This is a genomic window from Burkholderia sp. WTPI3 (assembly GCF_021483755.1).
Lineage (GTDB): Bacteria > Pseudomonadota > Gammaproteobacteria > Burkholderiales > Burkholderiaceae > Burkholderia.
In genome coordinates this window covers 1-14,754 of sequence record NZ_JAGIXF010000121.1, presented here as the reverse complement: position 1 = coordinate 14,754, position 14,754 = coordinate 1, and the positions used below count along the sequence as shown (strand labels likewise).

The window sequence follows — 14,754 nt, the reverse complement described above, 5'->3', positions numbered from 1 at the left end:
CATGATCGCCTGCGCGGCGTCATACCAGTTCGCTGCCTTGCGGTTCGCAAGCGCGGCCGGCAGCCCCGCCTTCAGACGGTCGATCGGCAGCGGCTCGAGAATCACGCCGGTCGAGAACGGCAGCACCTGAGCGGCGTCGATGCCCGCCAGGCGCGCGAGTTCCGCGCAGGTTTCGCGCGTGTTCACGAGGCCCGGCTCGCCGGTGCCGGCGTTCGCATTGCCCGTATTGATGACGAGCGCGCGGATGCCCGCACCGCCCGCACGCACCTTTGCCAGGTGCTCGCGGCACACCGTTACGGGCGCGGCACAGAAGCGGTTTTCGGTGAATACGCCGGCGACCGTCGCCCCTTCATCGATGGAAATGACCAGCACGTCCTTGCGATTCGGCTTGCGGATGTTCGCTTCCGCCCAGCCTAGCGTGACGCCGGCGACGGGATGCAGTTGGGCGGGATCGATCGACGGAAAATTGACAGCCATGGGGCACACCTGCCGGATGGAAAATGCCGGCATGCGCCGGCATCGATTGGAAGAACCGGCGGCCGCACGAGCGGGCCGCCGCAACTCACATCACTGACTCGAAGCTGCGAACGACGCGGCACGCGCAATGCGCGCCGCCGACGATCATGACAGCTTCCCGTGACACTGCTTGTACTTCTTGCCGCTGCCGCACGGGCACGGGTCGTTGCGGCCGACCTTCGGCATTTCGCCGCCGGGGCCGCCGTGGGTCATCGCGCTGCCGACCATGTCGGCCGTCGCGGTAGCCGCCGTGGCGGCCGCGACGTTCGCAACCGGCCCGGCTTCCGCATAGTCGGCGTGCTGGTACTCGACGTTCTCGAGATGGCCGCCGCGCTCCTCGATCTGCTCCGCGGCTTCCTCGAGCTGCTCCGGCGACTGGATCTGCACGTTCATCACGATGCGCGTGACTTCCTGCTTGATCGCCTCGAGCATCGCTGCGAACAGTTCGAACGCTTCGCGCTTGTACTCCTGCTTCGGGTTCTTCTGCGCATAGCCGCGCAGATGGATACCCTGGCGCAGGTGGTCGAGCGCCGCGAGGTGCTCGCGCCACAGGCGGTCGACCGTCTGCAGCATCACCGAACGCTCGAACGCGCTGAACGATTCGCGGCCGACCATCGCGACCTTCGCTTCGTACTGCTCGTCGGCGGCAGTCGTCACGGCTTCGAGAATCTCCTCGGCCGTGATCGACGACGACTCGTTCACCATTTCCTGGATCGCGAGATCGAGCTGCCAGTCGTTGCGCAGCGCTTCCTCGAGCTCGGGCACGTCCCATTGTTCCTCGATGCTGCCTTCCGGCACAAACTGGCGAACGACTTCGGTGATCACGCCATGACGCATCGCCGAGATCGTCTCGGTGATGTCGTGTGCTTCGAGCAATTCGTTGCGCTGCTGGTAGATCACCTTGCGCTGGTCGTTCGACACGTCGTCGTATTCGAGCAGCTGCTTGCGGATGTCGAAGTTGCGCGCTTCGACCTTGCGCTGCGCGGATTCGATCGAGCGCGTGACGATGCCGGCCTCGATCGCCTCGCCTTCCGGCATCTTCAGGCGATCCATGATCGAACGCACGCGGTCGCCCGCGAAGATGCGCAGCAGCGGATCGTCGAGCGACAGGTAGAAGCGCGACGAGCCCGGATCGCCCTGACGGCCCGCACGGCCGCGCAGCTGGTTGTCGATCCGGCGCGACTCGTGACGTTCGGTACCGATGATGTGCAGGCCGCCCGCGGCCTTCACTTGCTCGTGCAGCGTTTCCCACTCGTCGTGCAGCTGCTTGATGCGGCGCGCCTTTTCGTCGGCCGGGATCGCGTCGTCGGCGTCGATGAACGCCGCCTGCTTCTCGGCGTTGCCGCCGAGCACAATGTCGGTACCGCGACCCGCCATGTTGGTCGCGATCGTGATGCGCTTCGGACGGCCGGCTTCCGCGACGATCGCGGCTTCACGCTCGTGCTGCTTCGCGTTCAGCACTTCGTGCGGCAGCCCCGCCTGCTTCAGCAGGTGCGACAGCAGCTCGGAGTTCTCGATCGACGTCGTGCCGACCAGCACCGGCTGGCCGCGCTCGTAGCACTCGCGAATATCGCGGATCACCGCGTCGTAGCGCTCCTTGGCCGTCTTGTAGATCTGATCCTGCTTGTCGATCCGCTTCGGCGGACGGTTGGTCGGGATCACGACCGTTTCGAGACCGTAGATCTCGTTGAATTCGTACGCTTCGGTGTCCGCGGTACCCGTCATGCCAGCGAGCTTCGCGTACATGCGGAAGTAGTTCTGGAACGTGATCGATGCGAGCGTCTGGTTCTCGCTCTGGATCTTCACGTGCTCCTTCGCCTCGACCGCCTGGTGCAGGCCGTCGGACCAGCGGCGGCCCGCCATCAGGCGGCCCGTGAATTCGTCGACGATGACCACTTCGCCGTTCTGCACGACGTAGTGCTGGTCCTTGTGGAACAGCGTGTGCGCGCGCAGCGCAGCATACACGTGGTGCATCAGCGTGATGTTCTGCGGCGCGTACAGGCTTTCACCCTCGCCGATCAGGCCCCACTCGGCGAGCAGTCGCTCGGCCTTCTCGTGGCCCGACTCCGTCAGGAACACCTGGCGCGATTTCTCGTCGAGCGTGTAGTCGCCCGGCTTCTCGACGCCCGTGCCGTCGGCCTTCTCCTCGCCGATCTGGCGCTCGAGCAGCGGCGGCAGCGCGTTCATCCGCACATACAGTTCGGTGTGATCCTCGGCCTGGCCCGAGATGATCAGCGGCGTACGCGCCTCGTCGATCAGGATCGAGTCAACTTCGTCAACAACCGCGAAATTCAGTGCCCGCTGCACGCGCGCGTCGGTCTCGTAGACCATGTTGTCGCGCAGGTAGTCGAAGCCGAACTCGTTGTTCGTACCGTACGTGATGTCCGACGCGTAGGCCTGCTGCTTCTGTTCGTGCTCCATGCCCGACAGGTTGATGCCGACCGACAGACCGAGGAAGTTGTAGAGGCGCGCCATCCATTCGGCGTCACGCTGCGCGAGGTAGTCGTTGACCGTCACGACGTGCACGCCGCGGCCCGCGAGCGCATTCAGATAGACGGGCAGCGTCGCGACGAGCGTCTTGCCTTCGCCGGTGCGCATTTCGGCGATCTTGCCGTAGTGCAGCACCATGCCGCCGATCATCTGCACGTCGAAGTGACGCATCTTCAGCACGCGGCGGCTCGCCTCCCGGCAGACCGCGAACGCTTCCGGCAGCAGCTTGTCGAGCGACTCGCCGCCGGCCACACGCTGGCGGAACTCGTCCGTCTTGCCGCGCAACTGGTCGTCCGTCAGCTTCTCGATCTGCGTTTCGAGCGCATTGATCGTCGTGACGGTCTTTTGGTATTGCTTGACGAGCCGCTGGTTGCGGCTGCCAAAAATTTTCTGGAGAAAACCGGTTGTCATCGGATCGGACCCTGCGTCGCAGCACCGGCGCCCGGCGCGTGATGCGCGCCCCGACGCCCGAGCCTCGGCGGCTTAGCGAATTAGTGGACTCAAACGAGGAATTTTAGCACGCGGGAACGCATGCGCCCGTGTCCCGGCAGGACGTCCGCCGCGCACCGGCAAGCGGGGCCGCTACGCGGCCGGCCGCCCGAAAGCCGCGCGTGCGCGGGCCGGCACAGGTACAATCGGCGTCAACGTCCGCGCGCATGCGCGCCCGAAGAATGCCTCGATGAACCGATTTAACAAGCGTTTCGGCCCGCTCCCCGCGTATCGCCCGCAACCCGTGTCCGAAGTGCTCAACCGCACCGACGCGTTCGCGGCGCTGCGCGCCGGCGTCGAACAGGTCGCGTCGCTGCAGCGCGACCTCACCGCGCTCCTGCCCGACTATCTTGCGAATCATGTCGAACCGGGTTCCATCAAGGACGGCACCCTGACCCTCTTTGCCGCGCACAATGCGCTCGCTGCCCGGCTGCGACAGGTCGAGCCGCGGCTGCTCGCCGATCTGCAGAAGCGCGGCTGGCCGGTTTCGGCGCTGCGCGTGCGCGTGCGGCCGAAAGACGCGCCGGAACCGCCGCACGTGAAACAGGCGCGGATGACGACGGTCGGCGCCACCGCGTTGCGCGACCTCGCCGATCACCTCGAGCCGTCGCCGCTGCAGGCCGCACTGGCGCGAATGGCCGCGCGGCACGGCGCGAAGTCGTCGCGCTGAGCGCGCCACCCCGGCAACCGCCCGACAACAAAAAAGCGACCCGAAGGTCGCTTTTTTATCGTTCGTGCCGGACGCCGATCAGGCGAAGGCCGTCTGCGTGTCGAACGCGAAGCCACTCGGTGCGGTCTGCGGATCGTCGAACGTGACGATCTCGTACGCGTCCTCGTGCGCGAGCAGTTCGCGCAGCAGCCGGTTGTTCAGCCCGTGACCCGACTTGTACGCCGTGTACGACGCGAGCAGCGGATGGCCGATCACGTACAGGTCGCCGATCGCATCGAGCATCTTGTGCTTCACGAATTCGTCGTCGTAGCGCAGCCCGTCGTTGTTCAGGATGCGGTACTCGTCGAGGACGATCGCGTTGTCCATGCTGCCGCCGCGTGCCAGGCCCATCTCGCGCAGCATCTCGGCTTCGTGCGCGAAGCCGAACGTGCGCGCACGCGCGATCTCGCGCACGTACGACGTGTTCGCAAAATCGACCTCGAGCTCCTGGCCCGTCTTGTCGACGGCCGGGTGGCGGAAGTCGATCGAGAACTTCAGCTTGAAGCCGAAATACGGATCGAGGCGCGCGAACTTGTCGCCATCGCGGATCTCGACCGTCTTCTTCACCTTGATGAAGCGCTTCGGCGCGTTCTGCTCCTCGATGCCGGCGGACTGGATCAGAAACACGAAGGTCGCCGCGCTGCCGTCCATGATCGGGATTTCCTCGGCCGTCACGTCGACATACAGGTTGTCGATGCCGAGACCCGCGCACGCGGACATCAGATGCTCGACCGTCGACACCCGCACGCCATCCTTCTGCAGCACCGACGCGAGCCGCGTGTCGCCGATCGACGTCGCCGTGGCGGGAATGTCGACAGGCGTGGGCAGATCGACGCGCGAAAAGACGATGCCCGTGCCCGGCGCAGCGGGACGGAGCGTCAGCTCGATCTTGCGGCCCGAGTGGACACCGATCCCAACGGTCTTCACGATGGATTTGATGGTGCGCTGCTTCAACATGGTGTTCTTCGCCTTGATTGAAGATATCAATCAGGAGTTATATTCGATAGGCGGGATTATAGCGTAATTCCCTATTCAACGCTGTTTGAAACTGCGTATCAATCTGTTTCGGCTGTTTACCCGCGTCGATACGGGACGGGCCGATGCCCGGAACGGAGGCGTTTCCGGTCATCGGCCCGTGTTACAACTGCCCTGAGGCTCGGCGAGCAGCGTTGCCGTCAGGCAACGGTGCACCGCACGATCAGGGCGTCAACGTCGCGAGCACACTCGCCGCATCGCTCACTTCGAACTTGCCCGGCGCTTCGACGGCCAGCGTCTTGACCACACCGTCGTCGATCACCATCGCGTAGCGCAGGGAACGGATTCCCATGCCACGCGCGGACAAATCCTGCGTCAGCCCCAGCGCATGAGTGAAAGCAGCGCTGCCGTCCGCCATCATGCGCACCTTGCCCGCGGTGTGCAGATCACGTCCCCATGCGCCCATCACGAATGCGTCGTTGACGGACACGCACCAGAGCTCGTCGATGCCCGCCGAGCGCAGTTGCTCGGCGTGCCCGACATAGCCCGGCACATGCTGCGCCGAGCAGGTCGGCGTGAACGCGCCCGGCAATCCGAAGATCACCACCCGCTTTCCCGCAACCTGGTCGCGCACGCTGTAGGCATTCGGCCCAAGCGTGCACCCTTCGCGCGCGTCGTCGATGAACTCGAACAGTTGCGCGTCGGGCAGCGCGTCGCCCACTTGAATCATGGCTGGTCCCTCATAGCGATACGGTTTTTCAGCGTGTTGCGGACAGCACGTCCCATCCCGCTCCGCTCATGCGAAGAGGGCACGTCTCCCGGCCCGGCGTCGCATCCGACGCGGCCTGTCGTGGTCCGTGGCATCCGTCACGCCGGCGTTACCGCGGCGACCCCGCCGCGGCTTCGCCTGTGTGCGTCGTCAGTCAGCCTGCTTGCGCAGGAAAGCCGGGATGTCGTACGTGTCGACACCCTTCTCCTGCAGCGCCTGCACGTGCGATGCCGCGGTTTCGCGCGAATTGCGCCACACTGCGGGCGTATCGAGCGCGCCGTAGTCGGCCGTGCTGACGTGTTGCGGCTGTGCATAACCGTGCGAGACCGAGCTGACCGGCTGGTTGTCGGTGCCGGTGCGCAGCAGCGTCATCGGAGCCGATTGCTGCTTCTTCGCCGCACGGCCCAGACCCGTCGCCACGACCGTCACGCGCAGTGCATCGCCCATCGCGTCGTCGTACACCGCACCGAAGATCACCGTCGCATCTTCCGCCGCGTAACTCTTGATCGTGTTCATCACTTCGCGCGTTTCCGACAGACGCAGCGAACGGCTCGACGTGATGTTGACCAGCACGCCGCGCGCGCCCGACAGATCGACGCCTTCGAGCAGCGGGCTCGCCACGGCCTGTTCCGCCGCGAGGCGTGCGCGATCGACGCCGGCAACCGTCGCCGTGCCCATCATCGCCTTGCCCTGCTCGCCCATCACCGTCTTCACGTCTTCGAAGTCGACGTTCACGAGGCCATCGACATTGATGATTTCAGCGATGCCTGCGACTGCGTTGTTCAACACGTCGTCCGCGCACTGGAAGCACTTGTCCATCTCGGCGTCATCGCCCATCACGTCGAACAGCTTGTCGTTCAGGACGACGATCAGCGAGTCGACGTGATCCTCCAGTTGCTGCGAGCCTGCTTCCGCGACGCGCATGCGCTTGCCGCCTTCGAACTCGAACGGCTTGCTGACGACACCAACCGTCAGGATGCCCATCTCTTTCGCGATCTGCGCGACCACCGGCGCTGCGCCCGTGCCCGTGCCACCGCCCATGCCGGCCGTGATGAACACCATGTGCGCGCCACGCAGTGCGTCCGCGATGCGCTCACGTGCTTCTTCCGCTGCCGCACGGCCCATTTCCGGCTTCGCACCGGCGCCAAGGCCCGTGTTGCCCAGCTGGATCACCGACGATGCGCGCGAACGCGACAACGCCTGGGCGTCCGTATTCATCACGATGAAGTCGACGCCCTGCACGCCGCGATTGATCATGTGCTGGACGGCATTGCCGCCAGCGCCGCCAACGCCGACCACCTTGATGATGGTGCCGTTGGTTTCGGTTTCCAGCATTTCGAATTCCATTGTTGCCTCCGTCAAGAAAATAAACCTGCTCGGCCGTTATTCGGCAGGAGATCGGGCAACCCCCTGTCGCGCGCCAGCCGCCGGCACCAGCGCGAATTTCGATTCGTTTCTTTCGTCAGAAGTTGCTCAGGAACCATTCCTTCATCCGCGAGAAAATCTGCCCCGCGTTACCGGACTGCACGGCGACCTTGCGGCCGCGCATGCGCTGAGCACTGCCTTCGACGAGCAGGCCCATCGCCGTCGAGTAGCGCGGATTGCGCACCACGTCGGCGAGGCCGCCTGCATATTCCGGCGCACCGATGCGCACCGGCTTCAGGAAAATGTCTTCGCCGAGCTCGACCATGCCCGGCATCATCGAAGCCCCGCCGGTAATGACCACGCCGGAGCTCAGCAGTTCTTCGTAACCCGACTCGCGCACGACCTGCTGCACGAGCGAGAACAGTTCCTCGACGCGCGGCTCGATCACCGCGGCGAGCGCCTGGCGCGACAGCGTGCGCGGACCGCGTTCGCCGAGGCCGGGCACTTCGACCATCTCGTCCGGATCGGCAAGCGCCTGTTTCGCGATGCCGTAGCCGACCTTGATGTCTTCCGCATCCGGCGTCGGCGTGCGCAGCGCCATCGCGATGTCGCTCGTGATCTGGTCGCCGGCGATCGGAATCACCGCGGTGTGTCGGATCGCGCCTTCGGCGAAGATCGCGATGTCGGTCGTGCCGCCGCCGATGTCGACCAGCACCACGCCGAGATCCTTCTCGTCTTCCGTCAGCACGGCCAGCGACGACGCCAGCGGCTGCAGGATCAGATCGTTCACTTCCAGCCCGCAGCGGCGCACGCACTTGACGATGTTCTGCGCGGCGCTGACCGCGCCCGTCACGATGTGCACCTTCACCTCGAGGCGAATGCCGCTCATCCCGATCGGCTCGCGTACGTCTTCCTGGCCGTCGATGATGAATTCCTGCGTGAGGATGTGCAGCACCTGCTGGTCGGTCGGGATGTTGATCGCCTTCGCGGTCTCGATCACGCGCGCGACGTCGGTCTGCGTGACTTCCTTGTCCTTGATCGCGACCATCCCGCTCGAGTTGAAGCTGCGGATGTGGCTGCCCGCGATCCCCGTAAACACGTTGGTGATCTTGCAGTCGGCCATCAGCTCGGCTTCCTCGAGCGCGCGCTGGATCGACTGCACGGTGGCCTCGATGTTGACCACCACGCCCTTCTTCAGACCCTTCGATTCGCTCTGGCCGAGGCCGATGACCTCGTAATGGCCTTCGCCCTTCAGCTCGGCGACGATGGCCACCACCTTCGACGTGCCGATGTCGAGGGAAACCAGCAGATCCTTGTAGTCTTTGCTCATAAAGTGCTCTTGCGTGTGATCTCTCGTTACTTCTTGCGCTTGTCGGTATCGGTCAGGAACCGCATGCCTGCCGCACGAATCGCGAATCCGTTCGGATAACGCAGGTCCGCGTACTCGATGTCGTTGCCCCAGCGCTCCGTGACGGCCGGCCACGCGGCGACGAGGCGCTGGCTCCGGTCGTGCAGGGTTTCGCTGGTGCGCTCCTTGCCCAGCTCGACCTGCATGCCGTTCGACAGCTTCACCGTCCACGCGTAACGCGCCGACAGCGTCACTTCTTCAGGCGCCGCCTTCAACGGCGCAAACCAGTTCGTGAAGTCGCGATACCGCGTGACGACTTCCTTCGCACTGCCCTCCGGGCCGTCGAACGCGGGCAGTTCTTGATCCAGCTCGCCCTGGTTCGCGGTGAACAGCTCGCCGTCGGTGCTCACGAGCTGCGCGCTGCCCCAGGTCCCGAGCGGTTTGTACTCCTCAAGCGTGACAGCCAGCGCATTCGGCCACACCCGCCGCACGCTCGCATGCCGCACCCACGGCATCTGCTCGAACGCGGCACGGGCCGTGTCGAGATCGACCGTGAAGAAATTGCCCTTCAGCCTGCCGACCACGCCGGCGCGCACCGTCGGCGTGTTGATGTGCTCGGTGTCGCCGTCGATCCGGATTTCGCGCAGCGCGAACGTCGGACGCTGGATCAGCCAGTAGCAGCCGGCCGCCGCCAACACGAGCAGCAACAGCGCGTACAGCGCGCTGGCGGCAAGGTTGAGTTGGCGAACGTTGTTCCACATACGTCGTTCCGTTCCTGCGTCAGTCGTTGAGCGTGAGCGACAGCACCTTCACGACCAGCTCCGAATAGCTGATGCCGATCGAGCGCGCGGCCTTCGGCGGCAGCGAATGGTCGGTCATCCCGGGGGCCGTGTTCACTTCCAGGAAATACGCGTTGCCGGCGGCGTCGAGCATGAAGTCCGCGCGGCCCCAGTCGGTGCAGCCCAGCACGTCGAAGGCGCGGCGCGCGATGCGCTTCAGTTCGGTTTCCTGCTCGGCCGACAGCCCGCACGGGATCAGGTACTGCGTATCGTCGGCGACGTACTTCGCGTGGTAGTCGTAGAACTCGCCGGCCGGCACGATCTTGATCAGCGGCAGGTCGAGATCGCCGGCGATGCACGCGGTGTATTCGCCGCCGCCTTCGATGCTCTTCTCGACGATCACGATCTTGTCATGCGTCGCCGCTTCCGACAGTGCGGCGGGCAACGCGTCGGCCGTCTTCACCTTCAGCACCGCGACGCTCGAACCCTCGCTCGCCGGCTTCACGAACAGCGGCAGGCCGAGCTTCGCGACGATCTCCGTTGCACGCGCCGCGTAATCGTCGCCGCGCATCACCGTCTCGAACGGCGGCGTCGGCACGCCCGTCTGCTGCCACACGAGCTTCGTGCGGAACTTGTCCAGGCCGAGCGCCGAGCCGAGCACGCCGCTACCCGTGTAGCGGATCCCGTAGAAATCGAGTGCGCCCTGAATCTGGCCGTTCTCGCCGTAACCGCCATGCAGCGCGTTGAACGCGCGCACGAAGCCTTCGTCCTTCAGCGCCGACAACGGCCGCTCGGCCGGGTCGAACGGATGCGCGTCGATACCCGCATCGCGCAGGCCCTGCAGCACGAGGCGGCCCGAGGTGAGCGACACCTCGCGCTCGGCGGATTCGCCGCCGAACAACACCGCCACCTTGCCGAAACGTTTCGGATCGATCCCGCTCATGTCATCCCTTCTGTTGCGTGTTCTGCACGATCTTCGCCGGCACGCCGCCGATCGAACCCGCGCCCATCGTGATCACTACGTCGCCGTTCTGCGCGACCTTCGCCAATGCACCCGGCACGTCGTCGACCGACGCGACGAACACCGGTTCAACCTTGCCCGCGGCACGCAGAGCGCGCGACAGCGCGTCGCCGTTGGCCGTCGCGATCGCCGCCTCGCCGGCCGCATAGACTTCCGTCAGCACCAGTGCGTCGACCGTCGACAGCACGTTGACGAAGTCGTCGAAACAGTCACGCGTGCGCGTATAGCGGTGCGGCTGGAACGCCAGCACGAGGCGGCGGCCCGGGAACGCACCGCGCGCGGCCGCGACCGTCGCGGCCATCTCGACCGGGTGATGACCGTAATCGTCGATCAGCGTGTACTGGCCACCGTCCGCGCTCGGCACCTCGCCATAGCGCTGGAAGCGTCGGCCGACGCCGTTGAATTCCGCCAGCGCCTGCTGGATCGCGTCGTCCGACACGCCGAGATCGGTCGCGATCGCAATCGCCGCGAGCGCGTTCTGCACGTTGTGCAGGCCGGGCAGGTTCAGCACCACCGCGAGCGGCGCACGGCCGTCGCGGATCACCGTGAAATGCATCCGGCCATCGCGCGCGTCGATGTCTTCGGCGCGCACCTGCGCATCCGCCGACAACCCGTAGCGCACGACCGGCTTCGAGATGAACGGGATGATCTGGCGCACGTTCGGATCGTCGACGCACACGACCGCGCTGCCGTAGAACGGCAGGCGCTGCGTGAATTCGATGAACGCCTGCTTGAGCCGCGCGAAATCGTGGCCGTAGGTGTCCATGTGGTCGGCGTCGATGTTCGTGATGACTTCGATCACCGGATACAGGTTCAGGAACGATGCGTCCGACTCGTCGGCCTCGGCGACGATGAAGTCGCCCGTGCCGAGCCGTGCGTTCGCGCCGGCGCTGATCAGCCGGCCGCCGATCACGAACGTCGGATCGAGGCCGCCCGCCGCGAGCACGCTCGCGACAAGGCTCGTCGTCGTGGTCTTGCCGTGCGTGCCGGCGATCGCGATCCCCTGCTTCAGGCGCATCAGCTCCGCGAGCATCACCGCGCGCTGCACGATCGGCACGCGCTGGTGACGCGCGGCCAGCACTTCCGGGTTGTCCGAGCGCACGGCCGTCGATACGACGACCGCGTTCGCGCCCGCGATGTTCGCCGCATCGTGGCCGATCGCGATCCGCGCGCCGAGCGCTTCGAGACGATCGGTCACCGCGTTGCGCGACAGGTCCGAGCCGCTGACCTCGTAGCCGAGGTTGACGAGCACTTCGGCGATGCCGCTCATGCCCGCGCCGCCGATCCCGACGAAATGAATATGTTTGACGATGTGTTTCATTGCAGTTGTTCCAGGTTCGCGCCGGCCACCTTCGCGCAGACGCGCGCGACTTCGTCGGTGGCCTCGGGTTTTGCCAGCGAGCGCGAACGCTCCGCCATGTCCGCGAGCGATGCCCGAGACTGGCCGCGCAGCCAGTCGGCAAGCAGTTCCGCCGACAGGTCGCGTTGTTGCACCAGCACCGCGGCCCCCGCATCGGCGAGGAACGCGGCGTTGGTCGTCTGGTGATCGTCGACCGCGTACGGGAACGGCACGAACAGCGCCGCCACGCCCACCGCCGCGATCTCCGACACCGTCATCGCACCGGAGCGGCAGATCACGAGATCCGCCGCCGCGTATGCGCTCGCCATGTCGTCGATGAACGGCACGAGCCGTACGTCGCCGCCGCCGGCGAAACCGGCCGCTTCGTAGTTCGCCTTCAGCGCGTCGATGTGCTTCGCGCCGGCCTGGTGCACGATGCGCGGGCGCTCGCCCGGCGTCAGCAGCGCCAGCGCGCGCGGCACGACTTCGTTCAGCGCCGCGGCGCCGAGACTGCCGCCGACGACCAGCACGTTCAGCGGGCCGCTGCGCGATGCATAGCGTGCTTTGGGCGTTTCCGTGCGCGCAAGTTCCGCGCGGATCGGGTTACCGGTCCATTCCGCGTGCGGCAGCGCACCGGGGAACGCAACGAGCACGCGCTTCGCGAATTTCGCGAGCACCTTGTTCGCGAGGCCCGCGATCGAATTCTGTTCGTGCAGCACGAGCGGACGGCCCGACAGCGCGGCCATCACGCCCGCCGGGAACGTGATGTAGCCGCCCATCCCGAGCACGACGTCCGGCCGCACGCGGCGCAGCGCGCCGAGGCTCTGCCAGCACGCGCGCAGCAGGTTGACCGGCAGCGTCAGCTTGGTCTTCAGTCCCTTGCCGCGCAGCCCGCCGAAACGCACGTACTCCATCGGAATGCCGTGCTTCGGCACGAGCGTCGCTTCCATCCCGGCCGGATTGCCGAGCCATACCACGCGCCAGCCTGCCGCTTCCATCCGGTGCGCGACGGCGAGCCCCGGGAACACGTGGCCCCCGGTGCCGCCTGCCATCACCATCAGCGTGCGTCGCGACGCGGTCATACTTTCCCTCCGCGCATCAGTACGCGATTTTCATAGTCCACACGCAGCAACACCGCGAGCGCGACGCAGTTCAGCAGGATGCCCGAACCGCCGTAGCTCACGAGCGGCAGCGTCAGGCCCTTGGTCGGCAGCAGGCCGAGGTTCACGCCCATGTTGATGAAGGTCTGCGCACCGAACCAGATACCGATGCCCTTCGCCATCAGGCCCGCGAACGTGCGATCCAGCGCGAGCGCCTGGCGGCCGATCTCGAACGAGCGGCGCACGATCCAGTAGAACAGCAGGATCACGACCAGCACGCCGACGAAACCGAGTTCCTCGCCGATCACAGCGAGGATGAAGTCGGTATGCGCTTCCGGCAGATAGTTCAGCTTCTCGACGCTGCCGCCGAGGCCGACGCCGAACCACTCGCCGCGGCCGAACGCGATCAGCGAGTGCGTGAGCTGGTATGCCTTGCCCTGCGCGTAGCGTTCGTCCCACGGATCGAGATACGCGAAGATCCGCTCGCGACGCCACGGCGACAGCCACACGAGCATCGTGAAGGTGCCGACCGCCGTCGCGACGAGGCCGCCGAACAGCTTGCCGTTCACGCCGCCGAGGAACAGCACGCCCATCGCGATCGCGGCGACCACCATGAACGCGCCCATGTCAGGTTCGAGCAGCAACAGCGCGCCGACGAGACCGACCGCGAACGCCATCGGCAGGAAGCCCTTCGCGAAGCTCTGCATGTACTCCTGCTTGCGCACCGTGTAGTTCGCCGCGTAGATCGTCACCGCGAGCTTCATGATTTCCGACGGCTGCATGTTCGTGATGCCGAGCGGAATCCAGCGGCGCGCGCCGTTCACACCCTTGCCGATGTGCGGAATCAGCACGATCACGAGGCCGACGAGCGCAATCAGGAAGAGCTGCGGTGCGTATTTGTCCCACGTCGAAATCGGCACGCGGAACGCGATCACCGCCGCGATGAACGCGACGACGAGCGAGATGACGTGGCGCATCAGGAACGCGTAATCGTGGTACGACGCGTATTTCGGCGAATCGGGCATCGCGATCGACGCCGAATACACCATCACGACGCCGAGCCCGAGCAGCGCGATCGCGACCCACAGCAGCGAGTAATCGAAGTCGAGCATCCGCGAACGGCTCGGCCGCACGCCGTTGACGACGCTCGCGAGGCCGCCCGTCGCGGCGCGCGTGGCCGATGCGACACGGCCGCCCGCGGCATTGCCGCCGGTGTCGCGTCGATCGTTGAAACGGGAGACGAGGCGATCGGACCAGCTCATGACGTCGCTCCTTTGTCGATGGCGATTTCATCCACCGCCGCCCGGAACACATCCGCGCGATGGGCGTAGTTCTTGAACATGTCGAGGCTCGCGCAGGCAGGAGACAGCAGCACCGCGTCGCCCGGTTGGGCGAGATCGGCGGCGGCACGCACCGCGTCTTCGAGCGTCGCGTGGTCGACGAGCGGCACGCCGGTTTCGGCAAGCGTGCCGCGAATCGCCGGCGCATCGCGGCCGATCAGCATCACCGCACGGCACCAGCGGGCGACCGGCGCGACCAGCGGCGCGAAATCCTGCCCCTTGCCGTCGCCGCCCGCGATCAGCACGATCTTCTGCGCAAGCCCGTCGAGCGCGGCAACCGTCGCGCCGACGTTCGTTCCCTTGCTGTCGTCGACGTAGTCGACGTCGTCGATCGTCGCGATCACTTCGACGCGATGTGCTTCGCCGCGGTATTCGCGCAGCGCGTGCAGCAGCGGCGCGGCCGGCAGGTCGATCGCTCGTGCGCGCGCGAACGCGGCCAGCGCGTTCGCCGCGTTGTGCAGCCCGCGGATGCGCAGCGCGTCGGCCGGCATCAGGCGCTTCTGCGCGATGTCGG

13 protein-coding genes are annotated in these 14,754 nt (G+C 66.0%); 1 reads left to right on the top strand and 12 read right to left on the bottom strand.

What is annotated here, in order from left to right:
• Both J7024_RS33660 and secA read right to left on the bottom strand, forming a co-directional pair.
• Positions 1–477, bottom strand: a 477-nt coding sequence (locus tag J7024_RS33660; RefSeq protein ID WP_234745864.1) for a bifunctional ornithine acetyltransferase/N-acetylglutamate synthase, incomplete at its 3' end; no start/stop codon positions are given.
• Between the two features lie 144 nt (positions 478–621).
• On the bottom strand, positions 622–3,417 hold the full coding sequence (gene secA, locus J7024_RS33655) for a preprotein translocase subunit SecA (RefSeq protein WP_124827225.1): 2,796 nt from the start codon (positions 3,415–3,417) through the stop codon (positions 622–624).
• A 268-nt stretch (positions 3,418–3,685) separates the two neighbouring features.
• On the opposite strand from secA, the gene J7024_RS33650 reads away from it, so the two are divergent.
• Positions 3,686–4,165 carry a DUF721 domain-containing protein gene (locus J7024_RS33650; protein ID WP_124827226.1) on the top strand — a complete coding sequence of 160 codons (480 nt, stop codon included), beginning with the start codon at positions 3,686–3,688 and terminating at the stop codon, positions 4,163–4,165.
• A 78-nt stretch (positions 4,166–4,243) separates the two neighbouring features.
• Here the strand turns inward: J7024_RS33650 and lpxC are convergent, their stop codons facing one another.
• From lpxC to J7024_RS33600, 10 genes are all read right to left on the bottom strand, one after another.
• Positions 4,244–5,161, bottom strand: a complete 918-nt coding sequence (lpxC, locus tag J7024_RS33645) for a UDP-3-O-acyl-N-acetylglucosamine deacetylase (RefSeq protein ID WP_096506164.1) — start codon at positions 5,159–5,161, stop codon at positions 4,244–4,246.
• Between the two features lie 241 nt (positions 5,162–5,402).
• A complete protein-coding gene (locus tag J7024_RS33640; protein WP_124827227.1) occupies positions 5,403–5,909 on the bottom strand; it encodes a peroxiredoxin in 507 nt (168 codons plus the stop codon).
• A gap of 189 nt (positions 5,910–6,098) precedes the next feature.
• Positions 6,099–7,295, bottom strand: a complete 1,197-nt coding sequence (gene ftsZ, locus J7024_RS33635) for a cell division protein FtsZ (protein ID WP_124827228.1) — start codon at positions 7,293–7,295, stop codon at positions 6,099–6,101.
• Positions 7,296–7,410: 115 nt separating this feature from the next.
• Complete coding sequence (gene ftsA, locus J7024_RS33630) at positions 7,411–8,643, bottom strand: cell division protein FtsA (RefSeq protein ID WP_006752447.1); 1,233 nt, start codon at positions 8,641–8,643, stop codon at positions 7,411–7,413.
• A 26-nt stretch (positions 8,644–8,669) separates the two neighbouring features.
• The gene (locus tag J7024_RS33625) at positions 8,670–9,422 is read right to left on the bottom strand and encodes a cell division protein FtsQ/DivIB (RefSeq protein ID WP_124827229.1); all 753 of its coding nucleotides are present in this window, start codon (positions 9,420–9,422) and stop codon (positions 8,670–8,672) included.
• 19 nt (positions 9,423–9,441) lie between these two features.
• Positions 9,442–10,383, bottom strand: coding sequence for a D-alanine--D-alanine ligase (locus J7024_RS33620; RefSeq protein ID WP_124827230.1), 942 nt, complete (start codon positions 10,381–10,383; stop codon positions 9,442–9,444).
• A gap of 1 nt (position 10,384) precedes the next feature.
• Positions 10,385–11,782 (bottom strand): UDP-N-acetylmuramate--L-alanine ligase, encoded by a 1,398-nt coding sequence (gene murC, locus J7024_RS33615; protein WP_124827231.1) that lies wholly within the window; start codon positions 11,780–11,782, stop codon positions 10,385–10,387.
• Entirely contained in the window at positions 11,779–12,882 is a 1,104-nt protein-coding gene (murG, locus tag J7024_RS33610) for an undecaprenyldiphospho-muramoylpentapeptide beta-N-acetylglucosaminyltransferase (protein ID WP_124827232.1), read from the bottom strand. Before murG ends, murC begins: the two co-directional genes overlap by 4 nt.
• Entirely contained in the window at positions 12,879–14,162 is a 1,284-nt protein-coding gene (gene ftsW / locus J7024_RS33605; protein WP_124827233.1) for a putative lipid II flippase FtsW, read from the bottom strand. The genes murG and ftsW overlap by 4 nt, the downstream gene beginning before the upstream one ends.
• Positions 14,159–14,754: glutamate ligase domain-containing protein (locus J7024_RS33600; RefSeq protein WP_327796277.1), on the bottom strand; the 596-nt coding region annotated here is incomplete at its 5' end. The genes J7024_RS33600 and ftsW, both read right to left, overlap by 4 nt.

Coding starts and splice junctions, on each gene's coding strand:
- J7024_RS33640 (WP_124827227.1), bottom strand. CDS start 5,909: ATGATTCAAGTGGGCGACGCGCTGCCCGACGCGCAACTGTTCGAGTTC.
- ftsA (WP_006752447.1), bottom strand. CDS start 8,643: ATGAGCAAAGACTACAAGGATCTGCTGGTTTCCCTCGACATCGGCACG.
- secA (WP_124827225.1), bottom strand. CDS start 3,417: ATGACAACCGGTTTTCTCCAGAAAATTTTTGGCAGCCGCAACCAGCGG.
- murG (WP_124827232.1), bottom strand. CDS start 12,882: ATGACCGCGTCGCGACGCACGCTGATGGTGATGGCAGGCGGCACCGGG.
- J7024_RS33625 (WP_124827229.1), bottom strand. CDS start 9,422: ATGTGGAACAACGTTCGCCAACTCAACCTTGCCGCCAGCGCGCTGTAC.
- ftsW (WP_124827233.1), bottom strand. CDS start 14,162: ATGAGCTGGTCCGATCGCCTCGTCTCCCGTTTCAACGATCGACGCGAC.
- lpxC (WP_096506164.1), bottom strand. CDS start 5,161: ATGTTGAAGCAGCGCACCATCAAATCCATCGTGAAGACCGTTGGGATC.
- J7024_RS33650 (WP_124827226.1), top strand. CDS start 3,686: ATGAACCGATTTAACAAGCGTTTCGGCCCGCTCCCCGCGTATCGCCCG.
- murC (WP_124827231.1), bottom strand. CDS start 11,782: ATGAAACACATCGTCAAACATATTCATTTCGTCGGGATCGGCGGCGCG.
- J7024_RS33620 (WP_124827230.1), bottom strand. CDS start 10,383: ATGAGCGGGATCGATCCGAAACGTTTCGGCAAGGTGGCGGTGTTGTTC.
- ftsZ (WP_124827228.1), bottom strand. CDS start 7,295: ATGGAATTCGAAATGCTGGAAACCGAAACCAACGGCACCATCATCAAG.